Raw genomic sequence first — 16489 nt, forward strand, 5'->3', positions numbered from 1 at the left:
ATTATGAAAAAGAATATAAGAAAAGCTTTTATTTTGTTGGCAGCCTGTGGGATACTACAGAGCTGTACAAAAGATTTTGTCGCAATAAATACAAATCCAAATGCAATTTCTGCGGCAGCGCCACAAAGTCTCATCGCGCCAGCTTTACTCAATGTGTTAAACACAAATTTATCACGGAATATGCGCATCAACAACGAGCTTATGCAAGTGACTGTAACGGTGAATGATGCATTGGAGATTCAACGGTATGAAATCAGACCGTCAGAAGCGGAATCTACCTGGTCCGGATGGTACGTACAGTTGACGAATATACGCGACATTTATCAGAAGGCAGGGGAAGGGCAGCAGAAGGGTTACCAGACATACCAGGGTATTTCGCTTATATTGGATGCTTGGGTGAGTTCGTTAATAACTGATATGTATGGTGATGTACCTTATACAGACAGCAATAAAGGGTATAGTGATAGTAATTTAACTCCTGTATTTGATAAACAGTCCGATATTTATGCGGATATCTTTAGAAAATTAGAAGAGGCCAATACGCTTTTGAAAGGTAAGGTTGCTGTCGAATCGACCAATTTAGCGATGGATCCTATATTTAATTCAGATCCTGGAAAATGGCAGAAATTTGGTAATTCTTTATATCTCCGATTATTGCTACGTATAGCACATAAGTCAGAAACCAATGCCGTTGCAAAGATCAAAGAAATATTAGAAACGAATGCCGCTGAATATCCGGTGATGCAAAGCAATGCAGAAACGGCTGCTTTATACTACACCAATGTACAGCCTTATATGAATCCTTATTTTAATAGCCGTGACATAGATTTTAATGGAAACAAAGGCTATTCAGAGTTTTTTATCAATAATCTGCTGGACCTTTCAGACCCACGATTAAAAATTTGGGCCACTGAAGCCACATTAGGAGTATATGGCGGTATGCAGTCCGGATACCAGAGAGGAAATGTCCCCGAGCAACAATCAACGCTTTTAACAAGTCTAAAAGCCGACTCGCATATGGGGAATATCATGAATTACGCCGAGTTGCAATTTATTATTGCTGAATGTGGTATGAGAGGGTATGCTCAGGTTGATGCGCCTGGAGCCTATTTAAAGGGGGTGAACGCGGCTATGGAATACTGGGGGCTAACAGCGCCAGCATCTTACCTAAGCAGTGCAAAGGTTCAGTTGCTGCCCACAGATAGTGATCATGCGAAATTGAAAAAGGTGCATTTGCAAAAATACTATGCGATGCTATTTACGGATTTCCAACAGTGGTACGAATATCGTAGAACCCAATTATTGGATTTATACAAAGGTCCGGGCTTGTTGAATCAAGGGAAAATGCCAGTACGTTTAAATTATCCAACAATTGTACAATCTTTAAACAAAGTAAATTATCAGGATGCTGTGAGTCGTATGGGGGGAGACGGGATAAATGAAAAAATGTGGTGGCAACCTTCAATCAACTAATCAATGAAAAAGTTAAAATCAATACTATGCAGTATGTTGGCGATGTCAGCATTGCTGTCCGGCTGTATCAAAGACAACGTCAATGAATCGATAGGGACGCTAAATCCTGAAATATCGTTGTATGCGCTACGCAGTCTATATAAAAATGCCGATTTACAGCTTAATGCGTCTTCGCTACAAGGGGCAGAACATATCAAAGTAGTGGTCGTTTCGCATGCGGAAAATAAGAATTTACCAGAAAATACACTTGCTGTACAGAATATTTGGCGAAATCAACGCCGTGGAATATTAGTTCAGGTACCCAATGCGTCTGAATTTAAATTTGGAGATTCGGTTCAGATCAATATTAGCGGTTCAAAACTGATTAAAAAAGATGGCTTATTAGTTCTTTCAGTCGATAATAATCAACAGCTTAAAGTCTACTCATCTGGTAATACTATTGCCCCATTACCTGTTGCTGTTTCCAGTCTAAAGTCGAAGTTTGATGAGTTTGAATCAACCTATATCGATATTACAGCCGATGTTGAACCTGAACCCGCAGCTGGGACAGCGTTGAAAGGAGATAAAATCTTAATGGATGGTGATAAAAATGAGATTATATTGCATACACAAGATAATGCGACATTTGCTGGGGAGTCCATCGCTCCAAGTGCATCATTCAGAGGAATTGCATTCAAGGAGGGCGAAAAGCTACAAGTTAGGATGCAGAGTTATGCTGATATGGCTTATGCCAGCGGTAAGTTATATGCAGGTTGGCCTGAAACTTTTGATGCTGTAGATGCGAGTGTGAAAGGTAGCTATGATATGAAGGATAAAAACGCGGTCTCCTTTCCAACGGGGCAATGGAACCTGTATCAGGCTATTCTAGGAACAACTGCTGGTCGTGATCGTATCGTTTCTGGAAAAAATGCCATCCGTATGCAGCAGAACTTAAGTGTTGATGGTTATGTGCAAATGAATTTTGATGTGCCGAATGGGGCCTCAAAAGTAACGCTTTGGTATGGTTCGTATTACACCGATCGTTCGTGTACGTTCAAGTTGGAATACTCGACCGACGGAGGAACGACATGGAAGCAAACAGGCGAGCCTATTTCGGACGCGCATACAACGACAGAGAGCATGAATTCAAAACAGGCTGTATTCTTAATGAATATTCAGGGGCCGGTTCGTTTTAGAGTTACCAAACTTGGATTAGGGACAAGTAACAATGTGATTAATAACGGAAGGTTGGGATTGGACGATATTGCTATTTATAAAAGTTATTAATTTGAAAAATTGATTTTCAAATGGCCCCATTGGATTGTGTAATCCAATGGGGCTTTTTTATCATCAGCTATTATCTCAACTCATCAAAAAAAATCGTTATCTTCATTATATAACTATAAACGAAGACTTATGAACTTAACAGATTTAGTTACAGGTGGAGTAGGCTCTAAAGCGATAGAGACTATTTCAAAAATTACTGGTATCAGCGAATCCAAGGCAAAATGGATTGTAGCAGCGGCAGTTCCTTTGATGATTGCAGCATTGAATTACAATGCCAAAAACAAGGGGCAGGCGGAAAATATTGATAAGGCTATTGACCAGCATAGCAATAGCGGGATACTCGATAAAATTGGAGATTTCTTTGGACAGGGTGGAGCAGAACAGGGCGGTGAGCAAAATGTTTCTGAAGACGGCAATAAAATTGTCAACCATATGTTCGGCCAAAATACCGAAGTCGTGACACAGCATATAGCAGATAAAGCAGGCTTGAGTTCTTCTCAGGTCACCGGAGTATTGGCTACACTTGCTCCGATAGTAATGGGGTATCTAGGACAACAAAAGCAGGCTTCAAGCGGCGGTGGGATTGGTGATCTGATCGGCTCTGTGCTTGGTGGTGGAACACAACAAAATGCAGGTGGCGGTATGTTGGGTGGTATATTAGGCTCTTTCTTAGGCGGTAGCCAAGAAGAACAAGCGCAAGCAACTGAGCAGCCGGCATCGGGAGGTAGTGTTACCGACATGTTGGGTGGATTGGCAGGCAGTTTTTTTGATAAAAATAACGATGGGCAGGCAAAGGGCAATATTCTTGATTCAATCGCCGGTATGTTTGGCAAGTAAGCTGTGTTCGGTTATTATTTTTCTTGATAAAAAGCTAGTATGGGATGAAGCTAAGATGGTGCAGATCCTAAACAGGAAGCGGTCGGAAGTTCTACACTTCCGACCGCTTTCTGTTTGTTCAATTTGTATTAATCTTCGGCCGATACTTTCGGTGGAAAATTTTTATGTTTTCTTTTGCTGATTTTGTCAATATTGACGGGTTGAGGTACCTTGACATAATATCCTGTTCCGTCATATTCACGTTTATTGGGATTTTCCTTACATGCTGGCGAACAGCATCCATCCATCTCCCAGCCGCACTCATCACATTGTGTGAAATGTTCATTACAAGTTGGGTTGGCGCAGTTGATCATTTTAGTGGTTTGCTTGCCACAGTTAAAACAAGTTGATACCACGGATGGGTTGACAGAATTTACATCGACAGTAACACGATTGTCAAAGACGTAGCATTGACCTTCAAAATCTTCACCACCTGCTTCCTTTCCGTATTTGATAATGCCGCCATGTAATTGATAAACATCCTCGAAGCCTTCTTTTAACAAGAGAGCAGATGCCTTCTCACATTTGATACCGCCTGTGCAGTACGTTAATATTTTTTTTCCTTTATATTGTTCGAGCTCTTTGATTTTCTCCGGAAACTCGCGGAAATTGTCAATATCTAGGGTAACAGCATTTTTAAAATGACCAACATTGTGCTCGTAATTTGAGCGTACATCCAATACAACCACATCCTCTTGGTCTTTCATGGCTAAGAAATCCTTCGGTTCAAGGTGCACACCGGTTTGACGGTTGGGGTCAATTTCTTTTGGATCTCTCAAACCAGAGTGAACAATTTCGGCTTTGTAGCGGCAATGCATTTTAATGAATGATGGTTCATCTACATCGTCAATTTTGAACTCTGTTTTATTGAAACGACCATCGGCATAAATGGCATCCATATAGCTTTTACAGGATTCTACAGTACCCGAAACAGTTCCATTAAGACCTTCATCAGCTACAATGATACGGCCGACTAAGTTCAGTGATTTACAAAATTCTAAATGATCTGATGCGAATTTTTCGGCATCCTCGATAGGGCTGTAACAATAGTACAGCAAAGTTTGATATTGTGTCATGATATTCATTGATACCGCTGCAAACGGCGTTTAATGCTAAAAATAAATTTAGTGCAAAGCTACGAAAAATAATAAGTGGAATAAAATGACCCTCGTCACCTTTTCTTCAAAGGTTCGAGGAGGTATTCCAAGCCATTCAGCTTTATTTCATAGAGTGTTGCTAACTGCTGGCCTAGTTTTCCCTTTGGAAAGCCTTTTTGGTTATACCACACGAGATAGGGCTCAGGAAGATTACATAAGGTGTATCCCTGGTATTTGCCAAATGGCATCTTGACTGTAACAAGTTCGGTTAAAATTTCAGGATTCAACATTAGTCTTGAGGTTTTCCATAATTGAGACGGTACCAAACTGCTTTTAGCGCAATGATGCCATGATTGAATAAATTGGGAATGGCTCCATAGTAGCGTTTGAATATCGCAAAACGCTCTTTCAAGGATTCCTGATGTCTTTGTTTTGACATCCCGCCAACAAGATACCGGGCAACATATTGCTGTGCATTGACCGTTTTTTTTGCCTTTTTGGCACAACGGATAACCCAGTCAATATCAGCGCATAATTTATAATTGAGATCGTATGGCTCGGCGATTTCCCGCTTGATGTAGATCGCCTGATGACAGATATTCATACCGTAGCGAAAGCTTTTCCAGTCGAAATGAGCCGGAACCTTGTGCCGCCGTTCACCAATAATATTCCTGTTGTCGTCCACGAGGATTGTTTCGCCGTAAAGAATATCTGCGTTATCGCTCAGTTTGGCGAGGTTCTCAATGCTATTCAGATCATAGATCTCGTCTCCAGAATTTAAAAAAAGAACATAATCGCCTGTTGCTAAGGCTAAACCCTTATTCATGGCATCATAGATACCCTTATCCTTTTCGGAGAGGATGACGGCGATTTTATCCTTGTATTTTTGGATGATCTCTAACGTTCCGTCGGTTGATTGTCCATCAATGACAATATACTCTATATGACCATAGCTCTGATTGACAACAGATTTCAGGGTGTGTTCTATGTCACGCACATTGTTGTAAACGACAGTTATAATCGAAAATTTAGGATGAGCAGACATGTTTTTTATGTATTGAATTTATTTATTTTCTTCTTCAGGAATCGGATGCCACGGTTGAATAAAGATCCTTTCCGATGGGCGTAGAAATACTTGATGGCTTCATAAGCTTGCTTGTTTTCTGAAATTTCCGTCGGAAAATACCGTATAGGACTTTCCGCTAGTGTAACCTGATACGTAGCTTCTGCAGCTGTATGTGTACCCGATCCATCGTTACCAATATTTTGTATCATTGAATTCCTTGGATACAAAACTAATCCATTTTTTTTGAATACAGAAGCGTACCAGCGTATGGCCCAAGAGTTGATCTTTCCGGCTTTAAATTCTTGCACTTGCTTCCAGAAGTTTTCTTTTCCCTCGATACTGAATTGGTGTATTTGGTCGGCGGTAAAATCCGATACAAGTTCATCAATATTGGGATTGAAATGTTGCCAGGCGCGGTCCCAGGTTGCCCAGCCCCAACTATTGGCGACCCGAAAAAAGAAAGTCTCCGGCAATTTATCTAAATCTTTTAACGGATAACCATAACCGCTGATCTCCATGACCCGATCTTGATCTTTATAGCGCTCCAGTGCCTGATTGAAATAGTCTAGTGCAAACACCGCAGTTTCCAGATCGTCTTCCAAAACAATAATCTTTCCATGGGCATTGACCACTTTTGTAACACCATCGATCACATTGGCTGCCAAACCCCAATTTTCTGTCCTTTCTACAACAATAACCTCTTTAAAGTTCCATTGCTTATTGATAATCTTTCGTACTTCAGTAACTGCCTGAACAGATTTTTCGTTTTTTGCAGCATCCGAATAGATATATAGCGTGGTCTGGTCTGCTAATATATTATTTTCTAAAGCTGAGAGTGTTCTTATTGTATGATCAGGACGATTGTACACAAAAAGTATGACTGGAGCAGTATTGTTCATTTATCAATAGATTTTGTTGAAGGCTTTTTTGTTGGTCACACGGGTACGGTAAACTGCTCCTGTTTTGCCCAGCAATCTAAAAGCAATGTTTAAGTAGCTTTTTGCTTCAAAAGCATGACCTTTAAAAAATGAAGACGCCATTTTCTTTAGACTTGCCAATATTGCCATGGAAAAAGCTTTTACAAAAGTATAATTGATATTGCAATATTCTGTCAAATGATAGACAAATTCGCTTTTCAGAAAGGCCTTGCGGTCTGTTTTACGTTGTTGCCTATCGTGGTAGGCTTTGGCTCCTTCAGCGAGAATAATGCTTAATCCGTAGTACTTGATGCGGTTGGCATAATCTTTATCTTCTCCATAATGGAAAAAGATCGGTGCGAAACCACCGACTTTTCGGATCACCAGATTGGGGATAAACCAAAATGCAGCATTGACGAACGTGCAAATTCGATTAGAATTTTCGATGATGGCGTTTTTTGTATAGACAGCAAAACCATAGTCCAGTGTTGTTTCGGTTCCATCGTAGTGAATAGGTGAGATAATTCCGATATTGTCTGCGTTGACTTTCACTAAGTTGGCAATACAGTCCCGATCCAGCCAGGCGTCCTGATTGACCAAAAATGCATAATCATACTTTTCTTTCAAAACGATGTCAAGTCCAATGTTGTTGGCCTTTCCAAAACCCAAATTTTCGGAACTTTCTATGAGTCTTACTGATGGATACTTTTCTTTTATGATCTGTGTTGTATTGTCCCCCGAGTTGTTGTCGACAACTAAAATATCTGTTGGGTAACTCGAATCCAATAGGCTGGGTAAGCACTTGTGAATCCAAGGCTCAAAATTATAAGAGACGATTATGGTGAGAATCCTGGCCATCTATTTTTTTCGGATAACTGTTAGGAAATAGTGGTATAATTCCAACAAAATACTGGGTTTAAAGATTCTATTTACGATGATATAACTGCATACTGCAATTCCAATTGTACTTGCAAACCGAAGATAGAGGTTGGCGATGGCTGCGGTGGCATAATGTGCTGCTAAGCAGCTTATCGCTGCCAATAGTGCATAAGCAAAAATATCTGTTAGCAGATAACGAAATGAATAGTTCATATAAGGTTTGGCTGATATGTACCAAACGAATATCCAGAGGGCATTTAATGCCGAGGTCAATCCAATGAGCAGTTCTAGGCCTAATGATTTGCCGAAAAATAGGATGGCAATTTGGAGTAGGCCAAAAACAATGATATTCCGCATATAAACTTCAGGTTTCCCCTTGCTAATGATTAAGTTAGAGAAAACATTGCTTACAGAATCAAATGCGGCACCAATACAAAATATTTGAAGAAATATGGCGCTTTGCGCCCATTTGTCGGTGATCGCAATAGTAATAAAATCTTGTGCTACCGTGGTTAAACCCAATAACATTGGAAAGGCTAAAAAGGCTGTAAAGGAAATCAGTTTGCGAAAAACCCGAACTTGTCTATCCTTATCATCTTCTATTTCTTTTAAAATAGGCTGTGTCACATTATTGACCATATTAGTCAATATATTCTGGGCCATGATGCTCCAACGATTTGGATTCACGGTATACCCCAGTTCTTCAGCGGTATAATGCCGGCCTAAGATCGCTGCATATATATTTTTGTTGATATTGATAAAAATGTTGGTGACCAATATTTTGCTGCTAAATCCTAAAATGTCACGAATAGGTTTAAGATCGAACTGGAAAGTAGGTCTGAATTTGGAAAAATACCAGAATCCGAGCATATTGAAACCACTATAGGAAACAATTTGGATCGCGTATGCCCAATAAGCATAGTCCTTATAGGCTAAATAAACGCCGACTATATTTGATGCGATAAGAGCAAAGGTTCCCGTGATGACCCTTTCTTTGATTTTTAAATTCCGGAAGAGGTAAGCATTGTGTGCAATACCAAAACTACCTAACCAAAAGGACAAAAAGGTAAATCTGCTGAGCTCTACTAGTACTGGTTGATTATAGTATAAAGCGATAAGAGGAGCTGCAAAAAATAGAACGATATAAATAAATGTTCCAATTCCTACGCTTGTCCAGAATACCGCGTTATAATCTTTATGTTCAACATCTTTTTTATTGACAATCCCATACACAAATCCACTTTCTTGAAAAGCAGAAGCGAGAACAGAAAAGATGGTGATCATAGCGACTAAACCATAGTCTTCTGCTGTTAGCTTACGGTTTAGTAAGATGCCGAAGCCGAAGCCCAAAAACTGCTGGATGATACTGGCCATACCACCCCATAGCAGTCCTTTTGTTGTTTTTGATTTTAAAGAGTCATTTTTCGTTTGCGATGACATGCTAAATTAAATGAGCGGCAATATTAAAGTATTGCAATTGTATTCGCAAATTCTTTTAGGGAAACGTCAGTTGGATTGACATCGGTAATCAAATAAGAAATATCACGTAACGGTACAACTTTCATTTTTTGAACTGAATTAAGTTTTTCCGCAATGCTCAGAATAGCTACTTTTTTTGAGCATTTAATCATCGCACGTTTGATTTGCACCACTTCCCAGTCTGAATCGGTCACCCCATCTTCTACGGAAAGAGAATTTGTTCCCAACAAACAAAGATCGACTTTAAGATCGGCCAGTTCATTAGCGACTTGGGCTCCCGAAACAATGTTTGTATTGCGTGAAAGTTTTCCGCCAACTAAAATGACTTCAAGATTTGGCTTTTCGGCCAATTCTAGTGCAACTAATGGACTTATAGTAAAAAACGTACACTGAAGATGATCGGGTATTGTTCTCGCTAATTCAATTAAGGTTGTCCCGCCTCCGACTAAAACAGTCATTCCATTGGAGATTAAAGTGCTTGCTTTCTTGGCAATTTCTTTCTTTGCCTCCTTGGCATATACGTTTCCATCCTGAAAAGGGAACTGAAATGATTTTGATAATGCTCCACCATAGACTTTTAGAACTTTACCATTCTCAGCAAGTTCGTTCAAGTCGCGTCTGATTGTATCTTCAGACACATTCAGCTGAACACTGAGGTCTGAGGATAAAACTTTATTATGTAGGTTGATCTGATGTATGATGAATGCTTGTCTTTCTTCCTTTAACATTGGTCTTTTGGTTTTTAATCGGAATTTTAAAATTAATTGAGAAATCAGTCTAAATGTAGTGAAAATTATTCTTCCTTTTTATCAATTTTTGTTATGCCAGCTTTGAACCTCGGTTTGAAGCCTGTAGGCTTGCTGGCAGCAGGTTCCTGTGTTTCTATGCTGTCGTTTTCAGGTTCAGCCTTTACGCTCGCATCTAACTTAATTTCGTCTTTCGTATCGGGCAGCTGTGTTTGTTCAGCAGTTTCTATTTTGGTTACTCCGGCTTTAAACCTCGGTTTGAAGCCTGTAGGCTTGCTGGCAGCAGGTTCCTGTGTTTCTGTGCTGTTGTTTTCAGGTTCAGCCTTTACGCTCGCATCTAACTTAATTTCTTCTTTGGTATCGGGCAGCTGTGTTTGTTCAGCAGTTTCTGTTTTGGTTACTCCGGCTTTGAACCTCGGTTTGAAACCCGTAGGTTTACTGGCAGCAGGTTCCTGTGTTTCTGTGCTGTTGTTTTCAGGTTCAGCCTTTATGCTCGCATCTAACTTAAGTTCGTCTTTCGTATCGGACAGCGGTGTCTGGTCAGCAGTTTCTGCTTTGGTTATTCCAGCTTTAAACCTTGGTTTGAATCCTGTAGGTTTTGGAGCCGATGTCGATGCTTCGTCGGTCGTTTCTTCGGATGCTGGAGTGCTTGCCGCTGCGTCAGGAGCTTTGGTTACTCCAGCTTTAAACCTCGGTTTGAAACCCGTTGGTTTTGGAGTCGCCGTCGTCGCTTCGTCGGTCGTTTCTTCGGATGCAGGAGTGCTTGCCGCTGCGTCAGGAGCTTTGGTAACTCCGGCCTTGAACCTCGGTTTGAAGCCTGTCGGTATTGAATCTGGAGTGGATTCCGCTGAATCAGCTATTTCCTGTTTGGATGTTGCTTGAGCTTCATCTTTTACAGCGGCAGAAGGAGCCTTGAATCGCGGTTTAAAGCCTGCTGGTTTTGCCGTAGGAATACTGGAGGTCTCGGATGATGAATCTGGGGTAACCTGCTTTTCAACAGGTTTTGCAATAACAGTTTCCTCCTCTGCTAAATGGAAACTTTTTCGAAGCTTGTTGAACCAAAACTTTTTGCTGTGGTCAAAACTCTTTTCTCCCATAGCAGAATAATGTGCTTTGAACTCTTCAAATAAAGGTTCATCTGCAGCTTTTAAAGCTTTTAAATCAATTTTCTTTTTTATGAAAAATTCTTCAAAAGTCATTCTGGTACGAGTTTGATTTAGTCTATTACAAATGTAGTAATTTTTCTGACGGGGCTAGGCGGTGCTTTAAATAAAAAAGAGCGACAAGCGCTCTTTTTTATAGTTTTATAGGTTCAATAGCTTAAGCCATGTTATGGTAAACTGCTTGAACATCGTCATCTTCTTCGATTTTATCGATCATCTTCAATACATCAGCAGCTTGTTCTTCCGTAATATCTGAATGCGATAATGCGATACGTTCCAATTTTGCAGATGTTACTTCAATTCCCTTTTCTTCCAGTAATTTTTGCATATTACCAAAGTCTTCAAAGGAAGTTTGAACGACAGCAATATCATTGCCTTCTTCATCAGATTCTACGTACAATTCTTCTAAGCCTCCATCGATCAACTCTAATTCAAGCTCTTCTAGGTCCAGTTCATCTGTTGCAGCAAAACGGAAAATGGATTTACGATTGAAAATAAAATCCAATGATCCTGTTTTCCCCAATGAACCACCTGCTTTTGTGAAATAGCTACGGATGTTTCCTACGGTGCGGTTGGTGTTATCTGTTGCAGTTTCAATTAATACAGGTACGCCATGAGGGCCGTAGCCTTCGTATACATATTCTTCGTAACCTTTTGAATCTTTTTCCGAAGCACGTTTGATTGCGGCTTCGATACGATCCTTTGGCATATTTACTGCCTTGGCATTGTGTATTGCTGTACGAAGTCTCGAGTTAGTTTCAGGGTGAGGGCCGCTTTCTTTAACCGCCATAGCGATTTCTTTACCTAAACGTGTAAATTGAACGGCCATTTTGGCCCAGCGTTTGAATTTCCGCTCTTTTCTGAATTCGAAAGCTCTTCCCATTGTTATATTTTGTTTTTAAGATTTTCAATCATGTCGACTGTCATCTTCTGGATGTCAAATTCCGGCGTCCAGTTCCAGTCTTTTCTTGCATAAGAATCGTCTAGACTAGCAGGCCATGAATCGGCAATCTGTTGTCTTGGATCGTTCTCGATGTAAGAGATTGCAAAATTAGGAAGAATTTTTTTAATTTCTTGCGCAAGTTCTTTTGGAGTAAACGTAATTCCACCAAGGTTATAGCTGTGGCGAATGCTTAGGCTTTCTTTGGGTGCATCCATTAATTCGAGTGTACCACGGATGGCATCCTCCATATAGAGCATTGGTAAGGCCGTGTTTTCAGATAAGAAGCAGGCGTAAGTCCCGGTTTTCAATGCTTCATAAAAAATATCGACTGCATAATCCGTTGTACCACCCCCTGGTTCTGTTTTCCAAGAAATGATACCTGGATAACGGACACTGCGAATATCCAGACCACGGTGTTCTTGATACCATTCTATAAGGCGCTCACCTGCAAGCTTGCTGATGCCATAAATTGTGTTCGGATCCATTACGCAATATTGTTCGGTATTTGTTTTCGGAGAATGCGGTCCAAAAACAGCAATCGAGCTTGGCCAAAATATCTTTGAAACTTTATAGCTCACGGCTAGATCAAGCACATTCAACAGACCATTCATGTTCAATTCCCAAGCCTTCTCAGGGTATTTTTCACCTGTAGCTGAAAGCATGGCAGCTAATAGATATACTTGAGTAGGTTTATATTGTTGAAATAATGTCTCGAGTCCATTTTTGTCAAGGACATTAGCGATTTCGAAATTTTCGTCAGGGCTTTTAATCTGTGGTTCTCTAATGTCAGTGGTTACAACATTCTCTGCACCAAATTTTTTGCGCAAGGCGATAGCTAATTCTGTGCCGATCTGGCCATTTGCACCAATGATAATAATGCTTTCTTTCATTTGTAAGTTTTATTTTATGAAGCTCCTGCTTTCACTATAATGAGTGTTTATGCTCAAAAATATAAATGAATCGCTTCGCTCGTTTCTTCCTATCGATATGATAGGATCTAGCCTGACATAATTTACGTTTCATCATGTAATGAAAAATGAAATTTCAACCATGGCGGTTTATGATGCAAATATAAAGGCTTTTCAGTATCTATCAACTTTGTGGTCTTTTAGGAAGTCGGGAAAAAATGTTAATTTTTAGACTCTTGGGACTGTTTTTATGAGATTTTAAACTGTTTCAATCGTTTGTTCTTTTTTTTTGAATAAGCGGTGAAAATTTTTATTTTTTTTGAATTGCTTTAATTCTAATTTTATAGCATGAATCAAAGAACTTAACGATTCCATTTTAGCAATTTAGGCGGGAAAATGCTAAATGTTGTGACATTTTTAGCTAAGCGCTTAATATTTTGTTATTTTAATAGTGGAATTGGGGAATATTTTTTAAATTTGAAGAATTCATTCTTCGAGAATCAACTAAAAACAAAATCAAATAACAATTTTAATATACACAATTTAAACACAGACAAAAATGAAAGTGGCAGTAGTCGGCGCAACAGGCCTTGTAGGTACTGAGATGCTAACCGTGTTGGCGGCGCGAAATTTCCCAGTAACAGAATTAATTCCAGTAGCTTCAGAGCGTAGTAAGGGTAAGGAAATTGAATTCAAGGGAAAGAAGTATAAGGTGGTTACACCATCTGAGGCTATTGCTTTGAAACCTGATGTTGCGTTATTTTCTGCTGGCGGTGATACCTCGAAAGAATTTGCCCCTCAATTTGCAGAAGCTGGAATTACAGTGATCGACAATTCTTCAGCATGGCGTATGGATCCATCGAAAAAGTTGGTTGTTCCAGAAGTAAATGGTGATGTGTTATCTGCTGAAGATAAAATTATTGCAAACCCGAATTGTTCAACTATACAAATGGTGGTGGCTTTAAAGCCATTACATGATAAATATAAAATCAAACGTGTTGTCGTTTCTACCTACCAATCTGTAACAGGTACAGGTGTTAAGGCCGTTAACCAATTGATGGATGAACGTGCCGGAAAAGATGGTGAAAAAGCTTATCCTTATCAGATTGATCTGAACGTGATTCCGCATATTGATGTTTTCCAAGAAAATGGATACACCAAAGAGGAGATGAAGATGATTTTGGAAACAAATAAAATCATGCGTGATGATTCTATTAAAGTAACTGCAACGACAGTGCGTATTCCTGTTATGGGAGGACACTCTGAATCATTGAATATCGAATTTGAAAATGACTTTGATTTGAATGATGTACGTGCAGCTTTAGCCGCGCAAAGTGGCTGTATTGTTGTCGACGATCCTGCGTCACTACAATATCCAATGCCAAAGGATGCACACGGTAGAGATGAGGTTTTTGTAGGACGCATCCGTCGTGATGAATCTCAGCCAAATACGCTCAACATGTGGGTAGTAGCGGATAACTTACGTAAGGGGGCTGCAACAAATGCAGTTCAGGTAGCGGAGTTATTGGCTGAAAAAGGATTGATCTAACTCAAGTAGATTCCATAATAAATATTGAGCCCCCATGAATTCGTTCATGGGGGCTCTTTTTGTTCCATCAGCAAATCACAATTTAGATACTTATGATTTGGTCCTTGATGTCGGGGCTATAAATTATGGTGTCAATGTTGTGGGGTGGATCGAAAATTCAATCTTGTCATTCAACGGAGCATAGCTTTCTTTGCTTTGCTCTTCCAGTCGATCTGGAAATAGAATGCCGAAAAGATGATCCGTTTCGTGCTGAAAAATAACAGCAGTAAAACCCTCGATATTTTCTTCGATAACTTTACCTTCTTTATTGATGTATTGCAGGCGGATCGCATAACTCCGTAATACATCTTCTTTACGGTTGGGGATAGAAAGACAGCCTTCTGCACCTTTGCGCTTCAGTTTGGAGCGCCATAGAATTTTAGGATTTACATAGAATTCAAATGGCTGATCCGGTTTGTCAAATCGCTGTACCCAGATTAAATTTTTATTGATGCCGATCTGTGGCGATGCGATGCCTACACCGGGGTGATTGGGATCACGTACAGTCGCGAACATTCTTTTGGAAAGAGACTCAATCAATGGGTCGTTGTATTTGACATCACTGCTTGTCGCTTTTAAAACTCTCAGATCTTTATCGTCTGTTGTTTGCAATACGCGAAGAATTGCATTTTCATCTCCTGATAAAATGATTTTCTTGTCGGCAGCACTGAACTCCTGTCCTGCGTTAAGATTGACTGGTCTTTCATTCTTTGACTTATGAAATGCTTTTTCTCCGGCCATAATTTTTGTTTCTAAATTGTTCTCGACTGGGGGTACTGGGCAACGGTACCCGTTGCTATAGGCACAGTATGGGTTGTAGGCTTTGTTAAAGTCTATCTCAACATCGTTTCCTTTAATGTCGTCTGTGGATAAATCAATATACCGGCCCCCACTGTAGCTTTCCTGACCATTTGTTAAATCTAAAAATGGTAAAAATAAATGTTTTTTGTATGCAGGATTTTGAAATAATGCAACACTTTGGTAGACATTCAACGTATGTTCTTTTCCATGAAGCGTAAATGTTATGATAGCATAACGTTTGTATTCGTTGCTTGTGCCGTCGTAGGTCGGCATCCGGAATACCGGTTCATCAAACAGCACCTCAATTTTGGCGTTGACTTTATAGCTGGCGTCTACAGGAAAGTAATCCAAAAAAGCTACTTGATCTGGCTTTAAGGGGCCATATTGTTCTTTCGCCAATTCAGCGGCTTTTTCTTCACGAAGAGCGGTAATGTTTTGCTCGTATTTACTTTGAGCATGCGTATTCAAGCATAAGGCCAAAAGGAAACTGGCAATGAGTGTTTTTTTCATTTGTTTACATATTTATTTGCCCGATTTCACACAGTCAAATGCCCTGTTGCTTTTGCTGTTATTTTGATCCGTTTACTTATAGGGTAAGTCGGTAGACCCGCTATGATCGGATTGAATTCGGTGATCTATTGCCCCAAAAAGCAAGTTAGTTTGCTTTTGTTAAATAGTCTATCAAAGTTATAGTTTTTTTTGATTAAAAAGTCAGAATTAAAAGATCAAAAATGAAAAGGGCATGTATTGAAAAGAAGTGTCCAATTGAAATATTACATCTTCCTGTGTAATACTCAGGACTACTTTGTATTTTTGTGAAAAATATATATCCATGAGATTGATGGCCTTTGATTACGGTACAAAACGAATAGGGGTTGCGGTGACCGATCCAATGCAAATTATTGCTACAGCATTGACGACGGTACACCCGCAGGATATCTGGACATACTTAGCCGATTATTTACAGACAGAACAGGTGGAAACTTTTGTTGTAGGCAAGCCACGGCAACTGGATGGGACCGACTCTGAATCCGCACAGCATGTTGTCGGGTTTATTCGAAAACTGAAAAAGACTTATCCCACAATTGCTGTCGCTGAAATAGACGAGCGTTTTACTTCTAAAATGGCTTCTGCAGCGATCGCACAAAGTGGCAAAAAAAAGAAGGATCGTCAACAAAAAGGGCTGATTGACACGGTGTCTGCAACGATTATTTTGCAAAGCTACATGGATAGCCGTAATTTTTAGATACACAGCGACTAATACGTCAAAATAAGAATGAATAAAAA

16 protein-coding genes are annotated in these 16489 nt (G+C 39.9%); 5 read left to right on the forward strand and 11 right to left on the reverse strand.

Annotation, left to right across the window (positions count from 1 at the left end; all coding sequences use genetic code 11):
* Positions 1 to 3: 3 nt before the first annotated feature.
* The 3 genes from B2O97_RS12680 (at position 4) to B2O97_RS12690 (ending at position 3576) form a co-directional block, all read left to right on the forward strand.
* Positions 4 to 1473 (forward strand): SusD/RagB family nutrient-binding outer membrane lipoprotein, encoded by a 1470-nt coding sequence (locus tag B2O97_RS12680; protein WP_070561428.1) that lies wholly within the window; start codon positions 4 to 6, stop codon positions 1471 to 1473.
* Positions 1474 to 1476: 3 nt separating this feature from the next.
* Entirely contained in the window at positions 1477 to 2739 is a 1263-nt protein-coding gene (locus B2O97_RS12685; RefSeq protein WP_139144882.1) for a DUF5689 domain-containing protein, read from the forward strand.
* A 129-nt stretch (positions 2740 to 2868) separates the two neighbouring features.
* Positions 2869 to 3576: a DUF937 domain-containing protein gene (locus tag B2O97_RS12690; protein WP_070561423.1), complete on the forward strand. Its 708-nt coding sequence runs from the start codon at positions 2869 to 2871 to the stop codon at positions 3574 to 3576.
* 128 nt (positions 3577 to 3704) lie between these two features.
* Here B2O97_RS12690 and B2O97_RS12695 read toward each other — a convergent pair whose 3' ends face one another.
* The 10 genes from B2O97_RS12695 to B2O97_RS12740 all read right to left on the reverse strand — a co-directional run bounded on the left by B2O97_RS12695 (position 3705) and on the right by B2O97_RS12740 (position 12795).
* The gene (locus B2O97_RS12695) at positions 3705 to 4691 is read right to left on the reverse strand and encodes a rhodanese-related sulfurtransferase (RefSeq protein ID WP_070561516.1); all 987 of its coding nucleotides are present in this window, start codon (positions 4689 to 4691) and stop codon (positions 3705 to 3707) included.
* A 95-nt stretch (positions 4692 to 4786) separates the two neighbouring features.
* Positions 4787 to 5002: a DUF3820 family protein gene (locus tag B2O97_RS12700; RefSeq protein WP_046673143.1), complete on the reverse strand. Its 216-nt coding sequence runs from the start codon at positions 5000 to 5002 to the stop codon at positions 4787 to 4789.
* Entirely contained in the window at positions 5002 to 5757 is a 756-nt protein-coding gene (locus B2O97_RS12705; RefSeq protein ID WP_070561421.1) for a glycosyltransferase family 2 protein, read from the reverse strand. Before B2O97_RS12705 ends, B2O97_RS12700 begins: the two co-directional genes overlap by 1 nt.
* Before the next feature lie 5 nt (positions 5758 to 5762).
* Complete coding sequence (locus B2O97_RS12710) at positions 5763 to 6677, reverse strand: glycosyltransferase (protein WP_286710271.1); 915 nt, start codon at positions 6675 to 6677, stop codon at positions 5763 to 5765.
* A gap of 3 nt (positions 6678 to 6680) precedes the next feature.
* A complete protein-coding gene (locus B2O97_RS12715) occupies positions 6681 to 7553 on the reverse strand; it encodes a glycosyltransferase family 2 protein (protein WP_115046389.1) in 873 nt (290 codons plus the stop codon).
* Positions 7554 to 9014 carry a lipopolysaccharide biosynthesis protein gene (locus tag B2O97_RS12720; RefSeq protein ID WP_070561415.1) on the reverse strand — a complete coding sequence of 487 codons (1461 nt, stop codon included), beginning with the start codon at positions 9012 to 9014 and terminating at the stop codon, positions 7554 to 7556.
* Positions 9015 to 9037: 23 nt separating this feature from the next.
* Positions 9038 to 9781, reverse strand: coding sequence for a DeoR/GlpR family DNA-binding transcription regulator (locus B2O97_RS12725; protein WP_046673148.1), 744 nt, complete (start codon positions 9779 to 9781; stop codon positions 9038 to 9040).
* Between the two features lie 65 nt (positions 9782 to 9846).
* A complete protein-coding gene (locus tag B2O97_RS12730; protein WP_286767499.1) occupies positions 9847 to 10998 on the reverse strand; it encodes a hypothetical protein in 1152 nt (383 codons plus the stop codon).
* A 121-nt stretch (positions 10999 to 11119) separates the two neighbouring features.
* Positions 11120 to 11845, reverse strand: a complete 726-nt coding sequence (locus B2O97_RS12735; protein WP_046671585.1) for a YebC/PmpR family DNA-binding transcriptional regulator — start codon at positions 11843 to 11845, stop codon at positions 11120 to 11122.
* A 2-nt stretch (positions 11846 to 11847) separates the two neighbouring features.
* Entirely contained in the window at positions 11848 to 12795 is a 948-nt protein-coding gene (locus tag B2O97_RS12740) for an NAD-dependent epimerase/dehydratase family protein (protein ID WP_046671586.1), read from the reverse strand.
* Positions 12796 to 13372: 577 nt separating this feature from the next.
* On the opposite strand from B2O97_RS12740, the gene B2O97_RS12745 reads away from it, so the two are divergent.
* Positions 13373 to 14362, forward strand: a complete 990-nt coding sequence (locus B2O97_RS12745) for an aspartate-semialdehyde dehydrogenase (RefSeq protein WP_286710269.1) — start codon at positions 13373 to 13375, stop codon at positions 14360 to 14362.
* A gap of 123 nt (positions 14363 to 14485) precedes the next feature.
* On the opposite strand, the gene def is transcribed toward B2O97_RS12745, so the two are convergent.
* Positions 14486 to 15712, reverse strand: a complete 1227-nt coding sequence (gene def / locus B2O97_RS12750; RefSeq protein WP_286767500.1) for a peptide deformylase — start codon at positions 15710 to 15712, stop codon at positions 14486 to 14488.
* Between the two features lie 322 nt (positions 15713 to 16034).
* Here def and ruvX point away from each other — a divergent pair, with 322 nt between their 5' ends.
* Entirely contained in the window at positions 16035 to 16448 is a 414-nt protein-coding gene (ruvX, locus tag B2O97_RS12755) for a Holliday junction resolvase RuvX (protein ID WP_070561409.1), read from the forward strand.
* Positions 16449 to 16489: the final 41 nt, after the last annotated feature.

Origin of the sequence: Sphingobacterium sp. UBA865, from assembly GCF_002295765.1 — a bacterium.
Classification (GTDB): Bacteria; Bacteroidota; Bacteroidia; order Sphingobacteriales; family Sphingobacteriaceae; genus Sphingobacterium; species Sphingobacterium multivorum.

Excerpts from the sequence above, each read along its gene's own strand:
- B2O97_RS12680 (WP_070561428.1), top strand. The coding sequence starts at position 4 with ATGAAAAAGAATATAAGAAAAGCTTTTATTTTGTTGGCAGCCTGTGGG.
- B2O97_RS12685 (WP_139144882.1), top strand. The coding sequence starts at position 1,477 with ATGAAAAAGTTAAAATCAATACTATGCAGTATGTTGGCGATGTCAGCA.
- B2O97_RS12690 (WP_070561423.1), top strand. The coding sequence starts at position 2,869 with ATGAACTTAACAGATTTAGTTACAGGTGGAGTAGGCTCTAAAGCGATA.
- B2O97_RS12695 (WP_070561516.1), bottom strand. The coding sequence starts at position 4,691 with ATGACACAATATCAAACTTTGCTGTACTATTGTTACAGCCCTATCGAG.
- B2O97_RS12700 (WP_046673143.1), bottom strand. The coding sequence starts at position 5,002 with ATGTTGAATCCTGAAATTTTAACCGAACTTGTTACAGTCAAGATGCCA.
- B2O97_RS12705 (WP_070561421.1), bottom strand. The coding sequence starts at position 5,757 with ATGTCTGCTCATCCTAAATTTTCGATTATAACTGTCGTTTACAACAAT.
- B2O97_RS12710 (WP_286710271.1), bottom strand. The coding sequence starts at position 6,677 with ATGAACAATACTGCTCCAGTCATACTTTTTGTGTACAATCGTCCTGAT.
- B2O97_RS12715 (WP_115046389.1), bottom strand. The coding sequence starts at position 7,553 with ATGGCCAGGATTCTCACCATAATCGTCTCTTATAATTTTGAGCCTTGG.
- B2O97_RS12720 (WP_070561415.1), bottom strand. The coding sequence starts at position 9,014 with ATGTCATCGCAAACGAAAAATGACTCTTTAAAATCAAAAACAACAAAA.
- B2O97_RS12725 (WP_046673148.1), bottom strand. The coding sequence starts at position 9,781 with ATGTTAAAGGAAGAAAGACAAGCATTCATCATACATCAGATCAACCTA.
- B2O97_RS12730 (WP_286767499.1), bottom strand. The coding sequence starts at position 10,998 with ATGACTTTTGAAGAATTTTTCATAAAAAAGAAAATTGATTTAAAAGCT.
- B2O97_RS12735 (WP_046671585.1), bottom strand. The coding sequence starts at position 11,845 with ATGGGAAGAGCTTTCGAATTCAGAAAAGAGCGGAAATTCAAACGCTGG.
- B2O97_RS12740 (WP_046671586.1), bottom strand. The coding sequence starts at position 12,795 with ATGAAAGAAAGCATTATTATCATTGGTGCAAATGGCCAGATCGGCACA.
- B2O97_RS12745 (WP_286710269.1), top strand. The coding sequence starts at position 13,373 with ATGAAAGTGGCAGTAGTCGGCGCAACAGGCCTTGTAGGTACTGAGATG.
- def (WP_286767500.1), bottom strand. The coding sequence starts at position 15,712 with ATGAAAAAAACACTCATTGCCAGTTTCCTTTTGGCCTTATGCTTGAAT.
- ruvX (WP_070561409.1), top strand. The coding sequence starts at position 16,035 with ATGAGATTGATGGCCTTTGATTACGGTACAAAACGAATAGGGGTTGCG.